This is a genomic window from Seohaeicola nanhaiensis, from assembly GCF_042654245.1.
GTDB classification, from domain to species: domain Bacteria; phylum Pseudomonadota; class Alphaproteobacteria; order Rhodobacterales; family Rhodobacteraceae; genus Seohaeicola_A; species Seohaeicola_A nanhaiensis.
This window is the reverse complement of record NZ_JBHSGI010000009.1, coordinates 304,608-325,353: the sequence shown is the minus strand read 5'-3', so window position 1 is coordinate 325,353 and position 20,746 is coordinate 304,608. Positions and strand designations below refer to the sequence as shown.

The following is a 20,746-nucleotide window of genomic DNA, read 5'->3' as shown; positions in this document are numbered from 1 at the left end:
ATGCGGACCGGACATTTTCAGGAAACCACCGGCCAACTCATCGCGCTGACCGACAACAGGGTCGTGATCTCTTGGACCGCCGCCCTGCTGATCGCGCTGGTTCTCGCGCCTCTGCTCGTCGGCAACTACGTTCTCACGCTGATGGTCACGGTCCTGATCGCCGTAGTCGGCGCCGTCGGTCTGAACGTGCTGACCGGCACCACCGGGCTGATCTCGCTGGGCCAGGCCGGCTTTCTGGCGGTCGGCGCCTATGGCAACGCGGTGCTGCTCACCGACTACGGCTGGCCCGTCTGGCTGTCGCTGCCCGCTGGCGGTCTGGTCGCGGCGGCGATCAGCCTGCTCGTCGGCATCCCTTCGCTGCGGCTCAAGGGCCTCTATCTCGCCATCACCACGCTCGCCTTCGCCTTCATCGTCAGCCACGTGATCCTCTACGCCGAACCGATCACCCACGGCCCCAACGGCATCTTCGTCAACGGCGCCAAGATCTTCGGCTTCAACGTCCAGAAAGGCGCTCCGCTCTACTATCTCGCCCTCGGTGTCACTGTTCTCGTCGTGCTGATGGTCCTCAACATCCAGCGCACCCGGATCGGACGCGCCTGGCTGGCCATCCGCGACCATGACATCGCCGCCCGCGCGATGGGCATCGACCTCACCCGCTACAAGCTCCTGGCGTTCGTGATCTCGTCCTTCATTGTGGGCGTCGCAGGCGGTTTGGTCTCCTTGCAGATCCGTTTCATCAACATCGACGTCTTCGCGCTGATCCTGTCGATCGAGGCACTGGCGATCATCATCCTGGGCGGCCTCGGCTCGGTCGCGGGCGCCATCCTCGGGGCCGTGTTCCTGACCCTCTTGCCCGAAGGCATCCGCCTGTTCTTCAACCTGATCCTCGAACCCGGATCGTCCTTCTACACCACCTACGTCTACGAAATCCGCGGCGTCGCCTACGGCGCGGTCATCGTAGCGTTCCTGCGCTTCAAACCCGATGGGCTCATCGGTCTCTGGCGCGATCAAAAGAAATTCTGGAGCAACTGGCCGCTTGCCTACTGACCCCGCGGTCTTTCAAGGGAGGAAACACTATGAAACACCTGAAACTCGCCGCGCTCGCGGCCCTGCTCGGCACCTCGGCGATGGCCGCGGACCCGGGCGTGACCGATACCGAGATCAAGATTGGCGACGTCAACATCATGACCGGTCCGGCCTCCTTCATCGGACGCGCGGTGGCCATCGGCTCCAAGATCGCCGCGGCCGAGATCAACGAGGCCGGCGGCGTCAACGGCCGCAAGATCACCATCATCACCGAAGATGACGGCTATGTACCCGCCCGCTCGTTCCAGGCGCTGACCAAGCTGATCGAAGTCGACGAGATCTTCGCGCTGAACGGCACCTCGGGCACCGCCAACGTGCTCGCCATGATGCCGCTGATCGAAGAGAACAACCTGCCCACCATCGTCTCGACCGCACCCAACGAACTGGTCTACGACCCGGTGCGCCCCTCGGTCTTCACGCTGGGCGGCAGCTATTCCAACGCCTTCTACGCCCAGCTCAAATACATCCACGAAAACGCCGAGCCCGAAAATCCGGTCTACGGTCTGATCCGTCAGGACGATGACTTCGGCCTTGCCATCGAACACGGCTACGACCGCGCCATCAAGGAATTCGGCGTCAAGGACGGCGCGCGCGTCGCCTTCAAGAAGGGCACGTCCAATTTCTCGGCCGAAGTGGTTCAGTTCCGCTCGGCCGGTGTCAACGTGCTCGCCAACGGCGGCATCATCTCGGGCGCGGCAAATATCCTGTCCGAGGCCCGCAAGCTTGGCATGGACATGCAATCGGCGCAGGTCTGGTCCGAAGACATGCCGCTTTCCGTGAACCTCGCGGCCGAAGCCGGCTATGACTACTACGTCGCGGATTACGTGGCTCTGACCGGCCCGGCCAACGATGCCTTCATGGAGAAGGCCAAGAAATATGTGTCGGACGAAGAGATCGCGGCGATCAACCGCTATACCTACGTCACCTATGCCTCCCTCATGGCGATGGCCGAGGCGATGAAGGGCTGCGGTCAGGACCTGACCCGCGAATGCACCATCGAGAACCTGCGCAAGATGGAGAACTTCGACGTCGGCGGCATCGTCGCCCCGCTGAGCTTCAACAACGAGAAACAGCTCTCTGGTACCGCGCTGGCCGTCTATCAGATCGACGCCAAGACCAAGACCTTCACCCAGAAGACCGACTTTATCGACTATTGATCCGCTCACGCGCAGGGCGGCCCGGCGCCGCCCTGTCGCCTCTCATCCAGACGTCCCGAAAGTTCGAACCATGACACATTCCGTTTCCGCAAGCCGCAGCCGGAACCCGGCAACCTCCGTGGCGCTGGTCGTCGGCGCATCGCTTCTGATGACGCTGGCCGCCCATGTCTCGGTCCCGTTCTATCCGGTTCCGATGACCCTGCAGGGCAGTGTTGCGGTCCTCGCCGGGCTGCTCCTCGGCCCCAGGCTCGCCCTCGCGGCCATGGCCCTCTACCTCGCTCAGGGCGCGATGGGCCTCCCTGTCTTCGCGGGCACCCCGGCGCGCGGCCTCGGACTGGCCTATATGGCCGGCCCCACCGGCGGCTTCCTGCTGGGCTTCGCGCTGACCGCGTGGCTGGCCGGAACGCTCGCACGCTTCGGGTGGGCGCGGAGTCTCCTCGGCAGCTTCATCGTCTCTCTAATCGCCATCGCCGCCATGTATGTGCCCGGCCTGCTCTGGCTCGGCCAGTTCACCGGCTACGGTGCGGCCCTGCTGACCGCCGGACTGCTGCCCTTCCTGATCGGCGATGCGGTAAAGGCCGCGCTGGCGGCACTTCTCGCCCGCGGCTGGAACAGCCTGCGCCGCTGAACCCTGACGGCAGGCCGCTCCATCCGCGGCGGCCCGCCATCCGGCTTACGCCGGACATCCGCTTGCCCTAGAGTAACCGGATATCCGGCGGAGCATCCACCATGGCAAAATTCATCTACGGAATGAACCTGTCGCTCGACGGCTATGTCGATCACGACCGCTTTGCCCCCGACCCCGTGCTCTTCCGCCACTGGATCGACCAGGTCGCGAACGGCACCGCCAGCATCTACGGCCGCCACATCTACGAGCTCATGCGTTATTGGGACGATGACCAGCCCGGCTGGACCGAGGACGAACACGCCTTTGCCGACGCCTGGCGGAAACAGCATAAATGGGTCGTCTCCCGCACCCTCACCTCGGCCGGACCGAACGCAACTCTGGTGGCCGAAAACATCGACTCCACCATTCGTCAGCTCAAGTCGGACCTGAAGGGAGAGATCGACATCTCCGGCACCCTTCTCGCGCACAGCCTGTCGACCTCGGGTCTGATCGACGAATACAGGCTCTATTATCACCCGGTCGTGCTGGGCAGCGGCAAACCCTTTTTTGCCGGTCCACGCCCGCCCCTGCGCCTGACCGGAAGCGAGCGCATCGGCGACAGCGTCATCCGGCTGACCTACGTCCCCGCCTGAAGGCTCCGCGCCTCAAAACTCGCTCGCCAGATGGCCAAGGCAATCGCCCGCCTCGACCAGAGCGAAGGTGCGGATGCACATGGCGATCCCGCCGGTGCGGAAATGAACCGGCAAGGGCTCCGACCATGGGCGGTCGATATCGTGGATCAGCCCTGCCAGGGCTCCGGCCGCCAGAGTCTCGCCCAGCGCGTATTTCGGCTCGAAAAACCCGCGCCGGTCGGCAAAGGCGTAAAGCCCCGGATCATCCATAACAAACCGCCGCATGGGGCGTTCCGGCAAAGCCGCCGCCGGCAACACTCCCAGATAGGATAGCACGCCCCGCACGCCGCGTTCCGCCGTCGCCAGGCCCGACAGATTGACGGTCGAGCCGCCGCCGAATTCACCAGTCAGGAAATCGACCCCGTTCTGATCGGCAAAATTGCCGATCACCCGATCCTCCCCGCTCAGGGCGCGGATCGAATCGAAGTAGGTCACGTTTTCCGCCCCGAAGGCCGCGACCAGGGCCTCGGTGCGCGCTGCCTTGGCCGGCGCTCCACCGTGGCGCCAGCAGCGTCGGCAGATATTGCAGCGAACTGCCACCGGCATGCAGGTCGATCAGGCAATCGGCGCGCGGCAAAAGCTCGGTCGTGATGTAATGCGCGATCATCTCGGTCGCGGTGCCGTCGCGCTTGCCCGGAAAGGTCCGGTTCAGGTTGATGCCGTCGATGGGCGAAGTCCGCGTTCCCGCCACGAAGGCCGGATGGTTCATCGTCGGCACGATGATGATGCGTCCGCGCACCTGGTCGGGGTCGATCTCCCGCGCCAGACGCGCCAGCGCCACCGGCCCCTCGTATTCATCCCCGTGCACCCCACCGGTCAGCAGCACTGTCGGCCCGCTGCCCTTTGCCACCACCGCAATCGGAATCGCGATATGGCCATAGGCCGAACGATGCACCGAATGCGGCAACCGCAGGGTGCCGAACTGAACCCCTTCGCGATCAAAGTCGATATCGGTGCCGATCATGCTCTTGTCGAAACTCATCGCCCATCCCGCTTGCTGTCGTCAGGTGTTTCTTCCGGAACCGGCTGACGCGTGCCGCCGGTCTGTTTCAACCGCCGAGCCAGCAGGCTCAGGTTGCGATAGGCGACGGCGGCGTCGGGATGCCATGCCGCGACCGCATTGCCCTGTCGGGTCACCACGTCCCAGTCGCCCCGCGCCGCGGGTCCGCTCAACGCGGCCTGCGGGCCCAGCGCATCGACATTGCGCGCCGTGGCATCCAGCAGGCCCTTGTTCAGCGCCGCCGCAATCTCGGCGGGAACACCGGCCTCGGCCCAGGCCTCGCGCGCCACCGCCTGCAGCACCACCGCCAGATTGTTCGCCATGACCGCCGCCCCGTGATACAGCGGCTTGCCACCGTCGCGGATCGGAAAGGTTCGCGCGCCCACCGCCTCCAGAACCGGCGCGACGCGGGCCACCGCATCGGCGTCGCCCTCCATTCCGACAAAGGTGCCCGCGAACCCCTCGGCGGCCGCTGCCGGGTCGGCGAAGGTCATCACCGGATGGGCGCTGGCCAGCGACCAGCCCAAGGCCCCGAGCGGCGCCATCTCCTGCGCCGGCATGAAGCCGCTGCAATGCACCGCCACAGCAGGCCCCGGCGGCGACAATGCCGCCAGCGCGCCCGCGACCTCACCGATGCGCGTATCTGGCACCGCCAGAACCCAGATGTCGGCGGCACGCATCGCCGCGAGATCGCCCACCCCGCGCCCGCTGCCGATGAACGCCAGCGCCCGCGCCAGCCTTTCCGGGTCGCGCCCGTGGATGTCCTGCACCTCGACACCTTCGCAGCCACTGAACAGCCGGAACAGCGTGGTTCCGACGCCCCCCGCCCCGATCAGGTTCAGCTTCAAAGGGCGCTTGGTCAGGGCGTCAGTCAACGGGAAGTTCTCCTATTTCTCCGGATGGCCGCAATTCAGGCGGGCCAGAACCGTCCGGTGGCGGATGATACAACCCCGACCTTTTCACGCAATCCGCGTCACGTCACGCCCGCCGGGGTGTGGCATCTTGGAGGCTTTCCACATCATGACGCAAAGGTTAGACGCAGGACCATGACGCGCGCCTGGCGACATATCCTCGTGATTCCGGTCACCGTGATGCTGATCGCGGTGGTCAGCGTCTTTTCCGCCGCGCAGATGGCGCCGGACCGGACGGACCCGGCTTTCGAACAGGCAGCCCTGCTGGGGATGAGCGCCAGCGATCTCTGCGGCGACGAAGAGATGGATCATCATTGCCCGTTCTGCCGTCTGCTCCCCGAAACACCTGAAGTCGCCCCGGCCCGCATCGCGGTCGACTTCCGCCCGGCGGATGGCTGGCGTCAGCTAACCGACCGCTTCCGCGCCGCGCAGGCACGCCGCCACGCGCAGACCCCGCGCGCGCCACCTTCCATCGCCTGACCGCGCCCGCTCGCCGGGCAATCACAGTCAATTGGCCGACAGAGGCCAACCGAAAGCGCAGGCTGCGGTGCGTCCGCGCGCGCAATGCGATGGAAATACACATGAAACGATCCTTCCTCATGGCCGGCGCCCTGGCGCTGCTGGCCGCACCCGTCCTGGCCCACGCCACCCTCGAACAGTCCGAGGTGGCTGCAGGTTCGACGACCAAGATCACCCTCCGCGTGCCGCATGGTTGCAAGGGCGAGGCGACACATACCCTCCATCTGACTCTGCCCGATGGCTTCTACGCCGCCAAGCCGATGCCGAAACCCGGCTGGACCCTGGCGACGGAAAACGGGGCTTATGCGAAACCCTACGACAACCACGGCTCCCAGATGACCGAAGGCCTGCGCCGCGTGACATGGTCCGCCGGCCACCTCGAGGACGGCTGGTACGACGAATTCACCGTGCGGGGCACGGTCGGCAAGGATATCGAACCGGGCACCATCCTCTACTTCCCCGCGCTGCAGGAATGCGCGAATGGCACCGCCGACTGGACCGATACCTCGGGCGCGCAGGACATTGCGAACCCGTCGCCCAAGATCACCGTTGTCGCTGCCAAGGCAGGCGAAGATCACCACGGCCACGGCTCGATGACGATGGCGCCCATCACCCTCGGCCCGCTCGAAATCACCGCCCCCTTCTCCCGCGCGACCTTGCCGAACGCACCGGTTGGCGGCGGCTTCCTGACCATCACCAACACCGGCCCCGAGGACGACCGGTTGCTCTCGGCCGCTTCCAACATCGCCGGGCGCACCGAAGTGCACGAGATGGCGATGCAGGGCGACGTGATGAAGATGCGCGAACTGACCGACGGCCTGCCGATCCCCGCCGGCGCCACGGTCGACCTGAAACCGGGCGGCTTCCACATCATGTTCATGGATCTCAAGCAGCCCCTGGTCGAGGGCGAGACGGTCACCGTCACCCTGACCTTCGAAAAGGCGGGATCGGTCGATGTGCCGCTGATGATCGGCGCTCCGAACGCCAAGGGTCACGACCATCACTGATTGCAACCGGGGCGGCCTTCGGGCTGTCCCCTCTTTCCCGAGGCTCCCATGACAACCAGAACCCTTCGTTTCGCCCTCTGGGCACTCGTGTTCCTCGCCCTTGCCGCTGTCGTCTGGGTCCGATGGGTACAGCCGATGTTCGAGAAGAGCGTCGCCCTGACCATCGGCCCCGGCGACTATCACCTGACCACCACAACCGGCGAGCTTTTCACCGAGGACACGCTCAAGGGCAAGCCATCGGCCGTCTTCTTCGGCTTCACCCACTGCCCCGAGGTCTGCCCGACCACGCTGGGCGATATCGCGACCTGGCAGGAGGAACTGGGCGAGGGCAACCAGCTGCGCGTCTACTTCGTCACCGTCGACCCCGAACGCGATACCATCGACCAACTCCGCGAATATGTCTCCTGGGCGCCGGGCGTCGTCGGTGTGTCGGGGACGCCGGAAGAAATCGCAAAGGCAATTGCAGCCTTCCGCATCTTCGCGCGCAAGGTCCCGCTCGACAACGGCGGCTACACGATGGACCATTCGGCCAACGTGCTGCTCTTCGACAAGGACGGCCAGCTGTTCGAGCCGATCGCCTACCAGGAAGGCTTTGATCGCGCCGTGGCCAAGATCCGACGGATGCAGGCCGGTTAGGCGTAGCGCTCCAGAGCCTGCCGGAACAGGTCGGCATCCACGTTCCCGCCCGAGGCCACGGCGATCACCGCATCGCCCGCGACCGCCTCGGGCCGGAACAGCGCCGCCGCCAGCGCCACGGCGCCCCCGGGTTCGATCACGATCTTCAGCCGCAGGAAGGCCAGCGCCATCGCGCGCATTGCCTCATCCTCGCTCACCGCGAGCCCCGGCCCGCACAGCCGCTTGAGGATCGGGAAGGTGATGTCGCCCGGCTGCGGCGTGACGATGGCATCGCAGATCGACCCCGACAGGCGGTCGTTGCGCTGGATCGTCCCGGCCTTCAGCGACCGCGCCACGTCATCAAATCCTTCCGGCTCCACCGGCCGCGCCCGCAGCCCGGGGGCCTTCGCCTCAAGCGCCAGCGCGATCCCCGAGGTCAGACCTCCGCCGCCGCAGCACACCAGCACGTCGGCTTCGGTGACACCCAGCTCGGCCGCCTGCGCCGCGATTTCCAGCCCGGTCGTGCCCTGCCCCGCGATCACCAGCGGCTCGTCGAAGGGCTTGATCAGCGTCAGCCCCCGTTCCGCCGCCAGCTTCGCGCCCAGCGCGTCGCGGTCTTCCTTTGCGCGGTCATACAGCACCACCTCGGCGCCCAGCGCGCGGGTGTTGTCGATCTTCAGCTTCGGTGCATCCGACGGCATGATGATCACCGCGGGAACCCCATGCCCCTTCGCCGCCGCGGCGACGCCCTGCGCGTGGTTGCCGCTCGAAAAGGCGATCACCCCCTTGGCCCGCACTTCGGGCGCTAGCGCCGATACAGCCGACCAGCCGCCACGGAACTTGAAGCTGCCCGTGACCTGAAGGCACTCCGGCTTGACCAGCACCCGCCGCCCGGCGATCTCGTCCAGAAAAGGCGAAGTCAGCAGCGGCGTCCGGCGCGCGTGGCCGTTCAGCCGGCCGGCGGCGGCTTCGATCATGGTTATCGAGGTCATATCTTCTCCATCACGGCGCGGATCACGCGCAGGGCTTCGGGTTCATCCAGAAACGGCACATGGCCCCGGTCCGGCACGGTGCCGACGATCATCTCGGGAAACCGCGCCTGCATCTCGTCCAGCGTCGCTTGGCTAAGGAGGTCCGAGTTCGCACCGCGGATCACCCCCACGGGCCGCCCCTTCAACGCCTCGAACCAGGGCCACAGGTCCGGCGCCGGTCCGGCCTCGGCCTGCGCCAGCAGCGCGGCGCGCAGCTCGGGATCATAGCTCAGGTCCAGCCCCTCGGCTGTTTCGACATATTGCGCGCGCGCCAGCCGGGTCCAGACCTCCAGCGGCACATTGGGAAAAGACCGTTCGTAGGCCCGCATCATCCCCTCCGCCGCAGAGTCAAACGTGCTGAAAGACGGCTTCTTCCCGATATACGTCATGATGAAGGCAATGCCTTCGGGGGCGATCACCGGCCCGACATCGTTCAGGATCGCGCCCGACAGCCGGTCGCCATTCAGCGCCGCCAGCGCCATCGCCACCAGTCCGCCACGCGACGTGCCCAGCACCGGCGCCTTTGCCAGCCCCAGATGATCCAGCAGCTCCACCACGTCCTGCGCCTCGCGCACCACGTTGTAATTGCTGATGGTCGCATCCCGATCCGACAGCCCGCGCCCGCGATAATCCATCCGGATCAGCCGGACATTCGGCAGATGCGGCGCGAGAAAGTCAAAATCCCGAGCATTGCGCGTCAGGCCGGCCAGACACAGCAGCGGTTTCCCCTCACCCGCATCCTCGTAATACAGGCTCAGCCCGTCGGTTGTGGTAAAACGCATCTAAACTCCTGCCTCCGCCGGTATGCTGCCCAAATCGCCCAGAACCCGGTGCGGTGTCCACGGCAGACGATCCATCGGTTCGCCGACCCGGTTCACCCAGACGGTGCGGAACCCATAACCCGACGCCGCCGCCGCATCCCACCCGTTCGACGACACGAAGAGCACCTCCTCTGGCGCGCAATCGAACCGCTGCCCGACCAGATCATACACCCGCCGCGCCGGCTTGAAGACGCCGACGCTCTCGACCGACAGCACATCGTCCAGCACATCGCCAATCCCGGCCGAACGCACCGCGCCCTCCAGCATCTGCGGCGATCCGTTCGACAGGATCGCGGTCAGCTTGCCAGCTGATTTCAGCGCCGTCAGCATCTCGGGCACCTCGGGATAGGCCTGCAATTCCCAGTAAAGCTCCAGCAGCCTTTCCCGCAGCGCCGCGTCCCCCGCCAGCCCGCTGGCCTCGAGCGCCCAGTCCAGACCGTCCTGCGTAACCTGCCAGAAATCGGCATGTGCGCCCGTCACCGCCCGCAACCAGGAATAGGCCAGCTGCTTGTTCCGCCAGTCGCGCGCCACCTGCGCCCATCGGTCCCGCAATACGTAAAACTCCGGCGCATCTGCCGCCTGCCGCGCCGCGGCGGTCACATCGAACAGCGTGCCATAGGCATCGAAGACACAGACTTTGATCGGCATGGGCATCCCCTTGTCGGGGCCAAGACTTGCACAAGGCTCACCGGGACGAAAGATGCCATCTCACGAGGGCGGGCAGGCTCAGGCCTGCGGCTGCACAACGTCCGGAACCAGTCTCTGGGTTCCGAATTCCGATCTGCCGGCATCCAGCCGATACATCCCCGACCGGACCATCTCTGTCATTTGTGATCCGCCCAAGAGGCAGCTCGTCATCAGGGCGATCACGCCGACGATCAGCAACCGAACCACACCGTTCAGCATCGCGAAGCGACGGCTTGGCATGTCTCGTCTTATGGTTGTGTCTATTTCCGTCATGTCGCTTAATTGGAGACCGACTGTGGCCGCCAAATGGCAAGCATGGGGAATCTTCTTGAGCAGCGGCAATTCGCTCAGATAAAGTCCGGTTGCGGCATCCCCAGAACGTGAAACCCGCCATCGACGCGGATGATCTCACCGGTCGTGAATTTCCCGGCGTCCGACGCAAGATAGACCGCCGTTCCGCCGACCGCCTCAAGCGTCGCATTGCTGCGCAGCGGGGCGTTCTGGTCGGTGAACTTGTAGGTCTTGCGCGCCCCGCCAATGGCGGCGCCGGCCAGCGTCTTCATCGGCCCCGGGCTGATCGCGTTCACCCGGATCTTGTCCGGCCCGAGATCGTTCGCCAGATAGCGCGTCGCCGCCTCGAGCGCGGCCTTCGCCACGCCCATCACGTTATAGTTCGGCACTACCCGCTGCGACCCTTGATAGGTCAGGGTGATCAGCGTCCCGCCATTGTCCTTCATCAGCGGATAGGCCCGCCGCGCAACCTCGATGAAGGAATAGGCGGAGATATCCATCGAGTTCTTGAAGTTCTCCCGGCTGGTATTCAGGAACCGGCCCGTCAGCTCGGACTTGTCCGAAAACGCGATCGCGTGAACCAGAAAGTCGATCGTCGGCCAGCGCTCGGCCAGCTGCGCGAAGGCGACATCCAGCGAGGCGTCGTCGGTCACGTCGACATCCACCATGAAATCTGACCCGACGCTTTCCGCCAGCGGTCGCAGACGGCTGCCGAATGCCTCGCCCTGATAGGTAAAGGCGAGCTCAGCCCCCGCCTCGTGCATCGCCTTTGCGATCCCCCAGGCAATGGAGCGGTCATTGGCCACCCCCATGATCAGCCCGCGCTTGCCTTGCATTTGATCGCTCATGATTTACCCGCGATATCTGGACAGGATCATCGACCCGTTTGTGCCGCCAAAGCCGAATGAATTCGTCATGACGCTGTCGAGCCCGGCGTTCGCGACGAAGGCCGTCGCGATCTCTTCGGGTTTCAGCGCCGGATCCAGCGTCTCGACGTTGATTGAACGGGTGATGAAGTCGCCCTCCAGCATCAGCAGGCTGAAGATGGCTTCCAGCGCGCCCGCCGCACCCTGCGCGTGGCCGGTCATCGACTTTGTCGAACTGATCGGCGGGGTCGACCCCTCGCCGAACACGCGCCTCACGGCCTGCACTTCGCCCACGTCGCCGACCGGCGTCGAGGTACCATGCGCGTTGATATAACCCACCTTGCAGCCCTCGGGCAGCGTCGCCAGCGCCAGCCGCATCGCGCGCTCGCCGCCCTCGCCGCTGGGAGCCACCATGTCGTGGCCGTCGCTGGTGGCGGCATAGCCCGTCACTTCGGCATAGATCTTGGCGCCGCGCGCCTTGGCATGCTCCAGCTCCTCCAGCACGACAATCCCGCCGCCGCCCGAAATGACAAACCCGTCGCGGTTGGCATCGAACGCGCGCGAGGCCTTCTCCGGCGTGTCGTTGTATTTCGACGACATCGCCCCCATTGCGTCGAACAGGCAGGACAGCGTCCAGTCCAATTCTTCGCCGCCGCCGGCGAACATCACGTCCTGCTTGCCCATCATGATCTGTTCGGCCGCATTGCCGATGCAATGCAGCGAGGTCGAACAGGCCGAGGTGATGGAATAGTTGATTCCCTTGATCTTGAACGCCGTCGACAGGTTCGCCGAGATCGTGGACGACATGCATTTCGGTACCGCGAAAGGCCCGATCCGTTTTGTTGCCCCGGTGTTCAGCACCGACTGATGCGCAGCGAACATCGCGCTGGTCGACGGCCCGCCAGATCCGGCCACAAGCCCGGTGCGCGGATTGACGATATCGGCCTCTTCCAGACCGGCATCGGCGATCGCCTCGTTCATCGCGATATAGGCATAGGCCGCGCCCGGCCCCATGAACCGCAGCGCCCGCTTCTCGACATGCTCGGTCACGTCCAGCTTGAGCGTGCCCGCGACCCGGCTGCGGAATCCATGCTCCGCCATCTCGGGCGAAGCCACGATTCCGCTGGTCCCGGCCTTGAGGGCGGCGACAACTTCGTCCCGGTTGTTCCCGATCGAGGATACGATCCCCAGGCCTGTAACGACAACGCGGCGCATAAGCGCTCTCCTCTTCTGCTTACCGCCTGTGTAGGACAGCGGGACGGCGGGGCGCAACCATGTAGCGAAGCTGCGGCAAGGTCATGCGCCGCGGCCAGCGCGATGGATGCGCTCGCTTCGCCCGATGCAGAAAAGGCCCGGCGCCGCTTTCGCGGCGCGCCGGCCCCTCGCCTCAGAGGCTGGCGTCCAGTTCCTTCAGGATCGCGTCGCCCATTTCCGAAGTGCTCGCCGGGGTCGCGCCCTCGACGTTCAGCAGGTCGGCGGTGCGGATGCCCTTGGCCAGGACGGCATTCACCGCGCTCTCCAGCCGCTCGGCCTCGGCGCCCTTGTCGAAGGAATAGCGCAGCGCCATCGCAAACGATAGGATGCAGGCGATCGGGTTGGCCTTGCCGGTCCCGGCGATGTCGGGCGCCGACCCGTGCACCGGTTCGTACAGCGCCTTCGGACGCCCGTTCGCCATCGGCGCGCCCAGCGAGGCCGACGGCAGCATCCCGAGCGAGCCGGTCAGCATCGCGGCGAGATCCGACAGCAGGTCGCCGAACAGGTTGTCGGTGACGATGACGTCGAACTGTTTCGGCCAGCGGGTCAGCTGCATCGCTCCGGCGTCGGCGTACATATGGCTCAGCTCGACATCCGGATATTCCGCGTCGTGGATCTCCTGCACCACATCGCGCCACAGGATGCCCGATTCCATCACGTTGGCCTTCTCCATCGAGCAGACCTTGTTGCCGCGCTTGCGGGCGAGTTCAAAGGCCGAGCGCGCAACGCGGGCGATTTCGCTCTCCGTATAGCGCTGGGTGTTGATCCCGACGCGCTCGTTGCCTTCCTTGAAGATCCCGCGCGGCTCGCCAAAGTAGACGCCGCTCGTCAGCTCGCGCACGATCATGATGTCGAGGCCCGCGACCACATCCTTCTTCAGCGACGAAAAGTCGGCCAGCGCGTCAAAGCACTGGGCCGGGCGCAGGTTGGCGTAAAGGTCCATCTCCTTGCGCAGGCGCAGCAGCCCGCGCTCGGGCTTCACCGAGAAGTCGAGCTTGTCGTATTTCGGCCCGCCCACGGCGCCCAGCAGAACGGCATCGACCTCCTGCGCCTTCGCCATGGTGTCGTCATGCAGCGGCGTGCCGTGCTTGTCATAGGCGCAGCCGCCCACCAGATCCTCGGAAACGTCGAACTTCAGCCCGCGCTTGGCGCCGAACCAGTCGATGATGCGCGTGACCTGCGCCATGACTTCGGGGCCGATGCCGTCGCCCGGCAGGATCAGAAGGGAAGGGTTGGACATGCGCGTCTCCTCGGGGAATGTATCGCGCAGCGGCCTATCGCGGCGCGGCCCTAGGGTCAATCCAGATCGCGGTCCGGCCTCACTCCGCCGCACTGTGCCTGCGCTGCGGGGCCATCGATTCCAGCATGGCCCGGATCTCTCGGATGTCGCGCTCCATCATCACCAGTCTAATCTCCGGCGTTTCCTGGTCCGGCGGAATGCCGTGCTCGGCCATCTGTTCGCGCACGTCCTCCTCCTTGGCGTTCTGCATGGCGTCCACAATGATGCCGAACAGCAGGTTCAGGGTGGTGAAGGTGGTCAGGATGATGAAGGCGACAAAGTAGATCCAGGCGTGCGGGTGCCGCCTCATCACCTCGCCCGCGATGTCGGGCCAGCCTTCCAGCGTCATCATCCTGAACAGCGTGAAGAAGGTGGCGCCGATGGTGCCGAAATATTCGGGCACGGTCTCGTGAAAGAAACTGAACCCGATGATCGCACCGACATAATACAGGATCGCCAGCACCGCCGCGACAGATGCTCCGCCCGGAATCGCCAGGAACATGCCGGTGATCACCCGCCGCATCGACGGCACGACCGAGATCAGCCGCATCAGTCGCAGCACCCGCAAGGTCCGCAGCACGCCAAGCCCGCCCGCATCCGGCAGCACCGCGATCCCCACCACGATCAGATCGAAGTTGTTCCAGCCGTCCTGAAAGAACGTCCGCCGGTAGACGGCAAGCTTCAACGCCATCTCGCCCACGAAGATGGCCAGGCACAGGTAATCGACCAGCAGCAGCAGGCGCAAAGTCTCGGGTGTCAGGTCGAGCGTCATCAACCCGAGAATGACGGCGTTGACGAGAATCACGCAGATGATGAAGCGCTGAAACAGGGTGCTGTCGACGACGCGGGCGGCGAATGTCATGGTCTGGTCTCCGCGCGGATCACCGTCGTCGGGTCGGTGATGCACACGGCGCGGGACGATGGGCGCTGGTCGGGAATGGCGTGGCTCGGGCGGGATCGTGTTCTGTGGGTCTTCGCCGCTAGATGTGGTCTCCGTCCGCCCGGCTCAAGCAGAGAATGGCGCGGTTTGGTCGGCTCTCGCACCATGCGCGAAATATTGCCCTTGAGATTGCAGGGCCGAGCGCGTATATCCCCCTCAACAGCGGCGCGCCGGGGTCCAAACCTGACGCTCCACCGGGAAATATCAACGGGCCGCGCGCCCGTTTTTTTGTGTCTGAAGCTAATGTCAAACGATCTCATCGCCAAAGCAGCCATCGACCGCCGGCTTGCCGAAATCGTCACCCCTGTCATCGAGGACCTGGGATTCGAACTCGTGCGCATCCGGCTGATGTCGGGCAAGTCGACCACGCTGCAGATCATGGCCGACCGGCCGGACGGCGGCATCGAAGTCGACGACTGCGCCGCCATCTCGAACGCGGTCAGCGCCATCCTGGACGTCGAGGATCCGATTCTCGACGAATACACGCTCGAAGTCTCCAGTCCCGGGATCGACCGCCCGCTGACGCGGCTCAAAGACTTCGACGATTACGAAGGCTACGAGGCCAAGATCGAAACATCCGAGCTGATCGACGGCCGCCGCCGGTTCAAGGGCACACTGGCCGGCATCGAAGGCGACGAGGTGCTGATAAACCTGGAAGAAGGCACGATCGGTCTGAAATTCGAATGGCTCAGCGACGCCAAGCTGGTGCTGACCGACGACCTGATCCGCGAGATGCTGCGCCAGCGCAAGAACGCCGGCACCCTGAACGAAGACACGTTCGACGAGATTTCGGAAGAAAACCCCTCGGGGGATGACGGGTCCGAGGGACCCCAAGAGGAGAACGACTAGATGGCAATCACCTCTGCCAACCAGCTTGAGCTGTTGCAAACCGCCGAGGCCGTGGCCCGCGAAAAGATGATCGACCCCAAGCTGGTCATCGAAGCGATGGAAGAAAGCCTCGCCCGCGCCGCCAAGAGCCGCTACGGCGCCGAGATGGACATCCGCGTCAAGATCGACCGCAAGACCGGTCGCGCGGCCTTCACCCGCGTGCGCACCGTGGTCGAGGACGATGCCGTCGAGAATTATCAGGCCGAACTCACCGTCGAGCAGGCCAAGCAGTACATGGCCGACCCCAAGATCGGCGACATGTATGTCGAGGAAGTGCCGCCTGTCGAACTCGGCCGGATCGCCGCTCAGTCGGCCAAGCAGGTGATTCTGCAGAAAGTCCGCGAAGCCGAGCGTGACCGCCAGTACGAAGAATTCAAGGACCGTGCCGGCACGATCATCAACGGCATCGTCAAGCGCGAGGAATACGGCAACGTCATCGTCGACGTGGGCGCCGGCGAAGCCATCCTGCGCCGCAACGAAAAGATCGGTCGCGAGGCCTACCGCCCGAACGACCGCATCCGCTGCTACATCAAGGATGTGCGCCGCGAGCCGCGCGGACCGCAGATCTTCCTGTCGCGTACCGCACCGGAATTCATGGCCGAACTCTTCAAGATGGAAGTGCCCGAGATCTACGACGGCATCATCGAGATCAAGGCCGTCGCCCGTGACCCGGGTTCGCGCGCCAAGATCGCTGTGGTTTCCTATGACAACTCGATCGACCCGGTCGGCGCATGCGTCGGTATGCGTGGCAGCCGCGTGCAGGCCGTGGTGAACGAGCTTCAGGGCGAAAAGATCGACATCATCCCGTGGAATCAGGATATGCCGACCTTCCTCGTCAACGCGCTGCAACCGGCCGAAGTCACCAAGGTGGTTCTGGACGAGGACGCCGAGCGGATCGAGGTCGTGGTGCCCGAAGAGCAGCTGTCGCTCGCCATCGGCCGGCGCGGTCAGAACGTGCGTCTGGCCAGCCAGCTCACCGGTCTCGACATCGACATCATGACCGAGGAAGAAGAATCCAAGCGCCGCCAGGCCGAGTTCGAGAACCGCACCAAGCTGTTCATGGACACGCTGGACCTCGACGAGTTCTTCGCGCAGCTGCTGGTGGCCGAAGGCTTCACCAACCTCGAAGAGGTTGCCTATGTCGACCAGGACGAACTTCTGGTGATCGAAGGCGTCGACGAAGACACGGCAGGCGAGCTTCAGGCCCGTGCCCGTGACTATCTCGAGGCACAGAACAAGGCTGCGCTCGAAAACGCGCGCGCGCTCGGAGTCGAGGACAGCCTGGTTGAATTCGAAGGCCTGACACCCCAAATGATCGAAGCATTGGCCAAGGACGGCGTGAAGACGCTCGAAGATTTCGCCACCTGCGCCGACTGGGAACTCGCCGGCGGCTGGACAACGGTCAATGGCGAGCGCGTCAAGGACGAGGGTATTCTCGAATCCTTCGACGTCAGCCTCGAGGAAGCGCAGAACATGGTGATGACCGCGCGCATCCTGCTCGGCTGGGTCGATCCCGCGGATCTCGAGGCGGAGGCCGAAGAATCGGAAGACGGCGAAGCCGAAGAGGAGGCCGGGGCCTGAACCCGGGCTTCGGAAAATGACCATGACGCGAGGTGGCGCCGAAAAGAACCGTGACGGTGCGACCGAGCGTAAATGCATCGTCACCGGCGAAGTTCAGCCCGTTCACGGGCTGATCCGCTTTGTCGCCGGGCCTGACGGCCAGCTGGTGCCCGACATCACCGGCAAGCTGCCGGGTCGGGGTGTCTATGTCGCCTCCGACCGGGCGGCGCTGGACAAGGCGGTCGCGAAGAAACTCTTCGCCCGCGGCCTCAAGACACCGGTCACAGTGCCCGAGGGCCTGACCGACGAGGTCGAGCGCCAGGTGCTGCGCCGGCTGGTCGAACTGATCAGCCTCGCCCGCAAGTCGGGAGCGGCGGTGGCCGGCTACGAAAAGGTGAAGAGCTGGCTCGACAAGGAAGAAGCCACGGTCCTGATCCAGGCGGTCGACGGATCGGGGCGCGGAAAGACGAAACTCAGCACGCCGCATTTCGGCCGATATATCGGCTGGATGACCGCGGACGAGTTGGGAATGGCCTTTGGACGGCAAACTGTGATACATGCGGCGCTCGCCTCTGGTGGACTCGCGCCGCGTGTTGTAGAGGAAGCGCAAAGATTGCGCGGGTTGCGTGAAGTGAAGGGCGGCAGCGGCCGCTCGGAAGGAAAAAAAGCTTTATGAGCGATACTGACGGCAAAAAGACATTGGGCTTGCGCGGAGCGGGATCCCGTCCTGGAAATGTGAAGCAAAGCTTCAGCCACGGACGTACCAAAAATGTTGTCGTGGAGACCAAGCGCAAGCGTGTCGTCGTACCCAAGCCGGGCGGCGCCAAACCCACGGCGGGCTCGCCGGCGGGCTCTCTTGGCGACCCTTCACGGCGTCCTGCGGGAATCTCCGATGCGGAGATGGAACGCCGGCTGAAGGCGGTCCAGGCCGCCAAGGCGCGCGAAGTCGAAGAGGCCGCGGAACGCGAGGCCGATGAAAAGGCACGCGAGGAAGAACGCGAGCGTCGCCGGGCCGAGATGGAGGCCAAGGAGCGCGAGGACCGCGAGCGCGAAGAAGCCCTCAAGGCCAAGGCTGAAGAGGAAGAGCGTCAGCGCAAGCTCGCCGAGGTCGCCGCCGAACGCGCGGCCGCACCGGCGGCCAAGGCCGCGCCCGCCGCACGGACCGAACCGGACGCCGGCAACCGCCCGGCCAAGCAGCCTGCCGCGCCAGCCAATCCCCGAAAGGTGGATCTGGAGCGCGACGCGGACCGTACCTCGCGCAACAAGAGCCGCGACGACAGCCGCCGCGCTGGCAAGCTGACCCTGAATCAGGCGCTGACCGGCGGCGAAGGCGGGCGGCAACGCTCGATGGCCGCAATGAAGCGCAAGCAGGAGCGCGCCCGCCAGAAGGCGATGGGCGGCTCGGCCGAGCGTGACAAGATCGTGCGCGACGTTCAGGTGCCCGAGGCCATCATGGTCAGCGAGCTGGCCAACCGCATGGCCGAACGTGTTGGCGCGGTCGTCAAGGCGCTGATGCAGAACGGCATGATGGTCACCCAGAATCAGACCATCGACGCCGACACCGCCGAACTGATCGTCGAGGAATTCGGCCACCGCGTCGTCCGCGTGTCGGATGCCGATGTGGAGCAGGTGATTACCCAGACCCAGGACGACGACAAGGATCTGTCGACTCGGCCGCCGGTCATCACCGTCATGGGCCACGTCGACCACGGCAAGACCTCGCTGCTCGATGCGATCCGCAATTCCAAGGTCGTCTCCGGCGAAGCCGGCGGGATCACCCAGCATATCGGCGCCTATCAGGTTAAGACCAAGGGCGGTCAGCTGATGACCTTCCTCGATACCCCCGGCCACGCCGCCTTCACCTCGATGCGCTCGCGCGGGGCTCAGGTGACGGACATCGTCGTTCTGGTGGTCGCCGCCGATGACGCTGTGATGCCGCAGACGGTCGAGGCGATCAATCACGCCAAGGCCGCCGGCGTTCCGATGATCGTGGCGATCAACAAGATCGACAAGCCGTCGGCGAACCCGCAGAAGGTGCGCACCGATCTCCTCCAGCACGAAGTCGTGGTGGAAAAGATGTCGGGCGAAGTGCAGGACGTCGAGGTTTCGGCGCTCTCGGGCAAGGGTCTCGACGACCTGCTCGAAGCCATCGCGCTGCAGTCCGAACTGCTGGAACTCAAGGCCAACCCCGACCGCGCTGCCATGGGCGCCGTGATCGAGGCCAAGCTCGACGTTGGCCGCGGCCCCGTCGCCACTGTGCTGGTCCAGAACGGCACCCTGCGCCAGGGCGACATCTTCGTCGTCGGCGAACAGTGGGGCAAGGTCCGCGCGATGGAGAACGACAAGGGCGAGCGCATCAAGGAAGCCGGCCCGTCGGTTCCGGTCGAGGTGCTTGGCCTGAACGGCACGCCCGAAGCGGGCGACGTGCTCAACGTGGTCGCGACCGAAGCGCAGGCGCGTGAAATCGCCGCCTACCGCGAGCAGGTCGCCAAGGACAAGCGCGCAGCACTTGGCGCAGCGACCACGCTGGAACAGCTGATGGCCAACGCCAAGGCCGACGCCAGCGTGACCGAACTGCCGATCCTGGTGAAAGCCGACGTGCAGGGCTCTGCCGAGGCGATCGTTCAGGCGATGGAAAAGATCGGCAACGACGAGGTGCGCGTACGCGTGCTGCACTCGGGTGTCGGCGCCATCACCGAAACCGACGTGGGCCTGGCCGAAGCCAGCCGCGCGCCGATCATGGGCTTCAACGTCCGCGCCAACGCCTCGGCGCGCAACACCGCCAACCAGAAGGGCGTCGAGATCCGGTATTATTCGGTTATCTACGATCTGGTCGACGATGTGCGCAACGCGGCGAGCGGTCTGCTCAGCGCCGAAATTCGCGAGAACTTCATCGGCTACGCCACGATCAAGGAAGTCTTCAAGGTCACCGGCGTCGGCAAGGTTGCCGGATGTCTGGTCACCGAAGGCGTCGCACGTCGCTCTGCGGGCGTCCGCCTGCTGCGCGACAACGTGGTGGTCCACGAAGGCACGCTGAAGACGCTCAAGCGCTTCAAGGACGAGGTCGCCGAGGTCCAGTCCGGCCAGGAATGCGGCATGGCCTTCGAGAACTACGATGACATCCGCGAAGGCGACGTCATCGAAATCTTCACCCGCGAAGAAGTGGCCCGCTCGCTCGGCTGATCCGCGGAGTCAGACAAATCAAAAGGCGCGGTGCCCCGGCACCGCGCCTTTTTTTGTCCCGCATCTACGATGATCAGGCCGAAACGGCCGCCGGCTGAACCGGTTGTCCCTTGAAGATCGTATTCCCGACGCGAACCGCGATATGCCCGTCCGGAAACGCCCGAACGAACATGCCCTGAATGGAAACGCAAGTGCCGATGGTGATGGTGCGCAGCAAGTCAGATCCTCCCCACAGAACGAGATGCTCACAGTAGGATCGAGTGTAGTGGCACAGAATTATTAAATCGAGATGAATTTTCAGCCAAGACGATCAAATATTTCGCAAATTCCCAGAAAAATGCAGTTAACTGGC

At 64.8% G+C, this 20,746-nt stretch carries 23 protein-coding genes; 11 read left to right on the top strand and 12 right to left on the bottom strand.

Features of this window, described 5'->3' with window-relative positions:
• The 4 genes from ACFO5X_RS11880 to ACFO5X_RS11865 all read left to right on the top strand — a co-directional run bounded on the left by ACFO5X_RS11880 (position 1) and on the right by ACFO5X_RS11865 (position 3,503).
• The gene (locus ACFO5X_RS11880; RefSeq protein WP_380717668.1) at positions 1-1,047 is read left to right on the top strand and encodes a branched-chain amino acid ABC transporter permease; all 1,047 of its coding nucleotides are present in this window, start codon (positions 1-3) and stop codon (positions 1,045-1,047) included.
• Between the two features lie 29 nt (positions 1,048-1,076).
• A complete protein-coding gene (locus ACFO5X_RS11875; protein ID WP_380717667.1) occupies positions 1,077-2,243 on the top strand; it encodes an ABC transporter substrate-binding protein in 1,167 nt (388 codons plus the stop codon).
• Between the two features lie 70 nt (positions 2,244-2,313).
• A complete protein-coding gene (locus ACFO5X_RS11870; RefSeq protein WP_380717666.1) occupies positions 2,314-2,871 on the top strand; it encodes a biotin transporter BioY in 558 nt (185 codons plus the stop codon).
• 101 nt (positions 2,872-2,972) lie between these two features.
• Positions 2,973-3,503 (top strand): dihydrofolate reductase family protein, encoded by a 531-nt coding sequence (locus ACFO5X_RS11865; protein ID WP_380717665.1) that lies wholly within the window; start codon positions 2,973-2,975, stop codon positions 3,501-3,503.
• A gap of 12 nt (positions 3,504-3,515) precedes the next feature.
• Here the strand turns inward: ACFO5X_RS11865 and ACFO5X_RS11860 are convergent, their stop codons facing one another.
• From ACFO5X_RS11860 to ACFO5X_RS11850, 3 genes are read right to left on the bottom strand one after another with little or no spacing between them, the layout of a single operon-like run.
• Positions 3,516-3,932: a succinylglutamate desuccinylase/aspartoacylase family protein gene (locus tag ACFO5X_RS11860; RefSeq protein WP_465269465.1), complete on the bottom strand. Its 417-nt coding sequence runs from the start codon at positions 3,930-3,932 to the stop codon at positions 3,516-3,518.
• On the bottom strand, positions 3,883-4,524 hold the full coding sequence (locus ACFO5X_RS11855; protein ID WP_380717663.1) for a M14 family metallopeptidase: 642 nt from the start codon (positions 4,522-4,524) through the stop codon (positions 3,883-3,885). The genes ACFO5X_RS11860 and ACFO5X_RS11855 overlap by 50 nt, the downstream gene beginning before the upstream one ends.
• Positions 4,521-5,417, bottom strand: a complete 897-nt coding sequence (locus tag ACFO5X_RS11850; protein ID WP_380717662.1) for a Rossmann-like and DUF2520 domain-containing protein — start codon at positions 5,415-5,417, stop codon at positions 4,521-4,523. The genes ACFO5X_RS11855 and ACFO5X_RS11850 overlap by 4 nt, the downstream gene beginning before the upstream one ends.
• 171 nt (positions 5,418-5,588) lie before the next feature.
• Here ACFO5X_RS11850 and ACFO5X_RS11845 point away from each other — a divergent pair, with 171 nt between their 5' ends.
• The 3 genes from ACFO5X_RS11845 to ACFO5X_RS11835 all read left to right on the top strand — a co-directional run bounded on the left by ACFO5X_RS11845 (position 5,589) and on the right by ACFO5X_RS11835 (position 7,615).
• Complete coding sequence (locus ACFO5X_RS11845; protein WP_380717661.1) at positions 5,589-5,933, top strand: hypothetical protein; 345 nt, start codon at positions 5,589-5,591, stop codon at positions 5,931-5,933.
• A 101-nt stretch (positions 5,934-6,034) separates the two neighbouring features.
• Positions 6,035-6,979, top strand: a complete 945-nt coding sequence (locus ACFO5X_RS11840) for a DUF1775 domain-containing protein (protein WP_380717660.1) — start codon at positions 6,035-6,037, stop codon at positions 6,977-6,979.
• Positions 6,980-7,027: 48 nt separating this feature from the next.
• Positions 7,028-7,615 (top strand): SCO family protein, encoded by a 588-nt coding sequence (locus ACFO5X_RS11835; RefSeq protein ID WP_380717659.1) that lies wholly within the window; start codon positions 7,028-7,030, stop codon positions 7,613-7,615.
• Here ACFO5X_RS11835 and ACFO5X_RS11830 read toward each other — a convergent pair.
• The 8 genes from ACFO5X_RS11830 to ACFO5X_RS11795 form a co-directional block, all read right to left on the bottom strand.
• Positions 7,612-8,586 (bottom strand): threonine ammonia-lyase, encoded by a 975-nt coding sequence (locus ACFO5X_RS11830; protein ID WP_380717658.1) that lies wholly within the window; start codon positions 8,584-8,586, stop codon positions 7,612-7,614. The genes ACFO5X_RS11835 and ACFO5X_RS11830 overlap by 4 nt on opposite strands.
• Positions 8,583-9,407: an alpha/beta fold hydrolase gene (locus tag ACFO5X_RS11825; protein WP_380717656.1), complete on the bottom strand. Its 825-nt coding sequence runs from the start codon at positions 9,405-9,407 to the stop codon at positions 8,583-8,585. Before ACFO5X_RS11825 ends, ACFO5X_RS11830 begins: the two co-directional genes overlap by 4 nt.
• Positions 9,408-10,094: a haloacid dehalogenase type II gene (locus ACFO5X_RS11820; RefSeq protein ID WP_380717655.1), complete on the bottom strand. Its 687-nt coding sequence runs from the start codon at positions 10,092-10,094 to the stop codon at positions 9,408-9,410.
• A 78-nt stretch (positions 10,095-10,172) separates the two neighbouring features.
• Positions 10,173-10,373: a hypothetical protein gene (locus ACFO5X_RS11815; RefSeq protein WP_380717654.1), complete on the bottom strand. Its 201-nt coding sequence runs from the start codon at positions 10,371-10,373 to the stop codon at positions 10,173-10,175.
• 107 nt (positions 10,374-10,480) lie between these two features.
• Positions 10,481-11,272: an enoyl-ACP reductase FabI gene (locus ACFO5X_RS11810; protein ID WP_380717653.1), complete on the bottom strand. Its 792-nt coding sequence runs from the start codon at positions 11,270-11,272 to the stop codon at positions 10,481-10,483.
• Between the two features lie 3 nt (positions 11,273-11,275).
• Positions 11,276-12,505: a beta-ketoacyl-ACP synthase I gene (fabB, locus tag ACFO5X_RS11805; RefSeq protein ID WP_380717652.1), complete on the bottom strand. Its 1,230-nt coding sequence runs from the start codon at positions 12,503-12,505 to the stop codon at positions 11,276-11,278.
• Between the two features lie 172 nt (positions 12,506-12,677).
• Positions 12,678-13,784: a 3-isopropylmalate dehydrogenase gene (gene leuB / locus ACFO5X_RS11800; RefSeq protein ID WP_380717651.1), complete on the bottom strand. Its 1,107-nt coding sequence runs from the start codon at positions 13,782-13,784 to the stop codon at positions 12,678-12,680.
• A 79-nt stretch (positions 13,785-13,863) separates the two neighbouring features.
• Positions 13,864-14,685: an ion transporter gene (locus ACFO5X_RS11795; RefSeq protein WP_380717650.1), complete on the bottom strand. Its 822-nt coding sequence runs from the start codon at positions 14,683-14,685 to the stop codon at positions 13,864-13,866.
• 321 nt (positions 14,686-15,006) lie between these two features.
• On the opposite strand from ACFO5X_RS11795, the gene rimP reads away from it, so the two are divergent.
• From rimP to infB, 4 genes are read left to right on the top strand one after another with little or no spacing between them, the layout of a single operon-like run.
• Positions 15,007-15,612, top strand: coding sequence for a ribosome maturation factor RimP (gene rimP, locus ACFO5X_RS11790; RefSeq protein ID WP_380717649.1), 606 nt, complete (start codon positions 15,007-15,009; stop codon positions 15,610-15,612).
• On the top strand, positions 15,613-17,232 hold the full coding sequence (gene nusA, locus ACFO5X_RS11785; protein ID WP_380717648.1) for a transcription termination factor NusA: 1,620 nt from the start codon (positions 15,613-15,615) through the stop codon (positions 17,230-17,232).
• A 22-nt stretch (positions 17,233-17,254) separates the two neighbouring features.
• Positions 17,255-17,887, top strand: coding sequence for an RNA-binding protein (locus tag ACFO5X_RS11780; RefSeq protein WP_380717647.1), 633 nt, complete (start codon positions 17,255-17,257; stop codon positions 17,885-17,887).
• A complete protein-coding gene (gene infB / locus ACFO5X_RS11775; RefSeq protein ID WP_380717646.1) occupies positions 17,884-20,394 on the top strand; it encodes a translation initiation factor IF-2 in 2,511 nt (836 codons plus the stop codon). The genes ACFO5X_RS11780 and infB overlap by 4 nt, the downstream gene beginning before the upstream one ends.
• A 73-nt stretch (positions 20,395-20,467) precedes the next feature.
• Here the strand turns inward: infB and ACFO5X_RS11770 are convergent, their stop codons facing one another.
• Positions 20,468-20,611: a hypothetical protein gene (locus ACFO5X_RS11770; RefSeq protein WP_380717645.1), complete on the bottom strand. Its 144-nt coding sequence runs from the start codon at positions 20,609-20,611 to the stop codon at positions 20,468-20,470.
• Positions 20,612-20,746 lie beyond the last annotated feature (135 nt).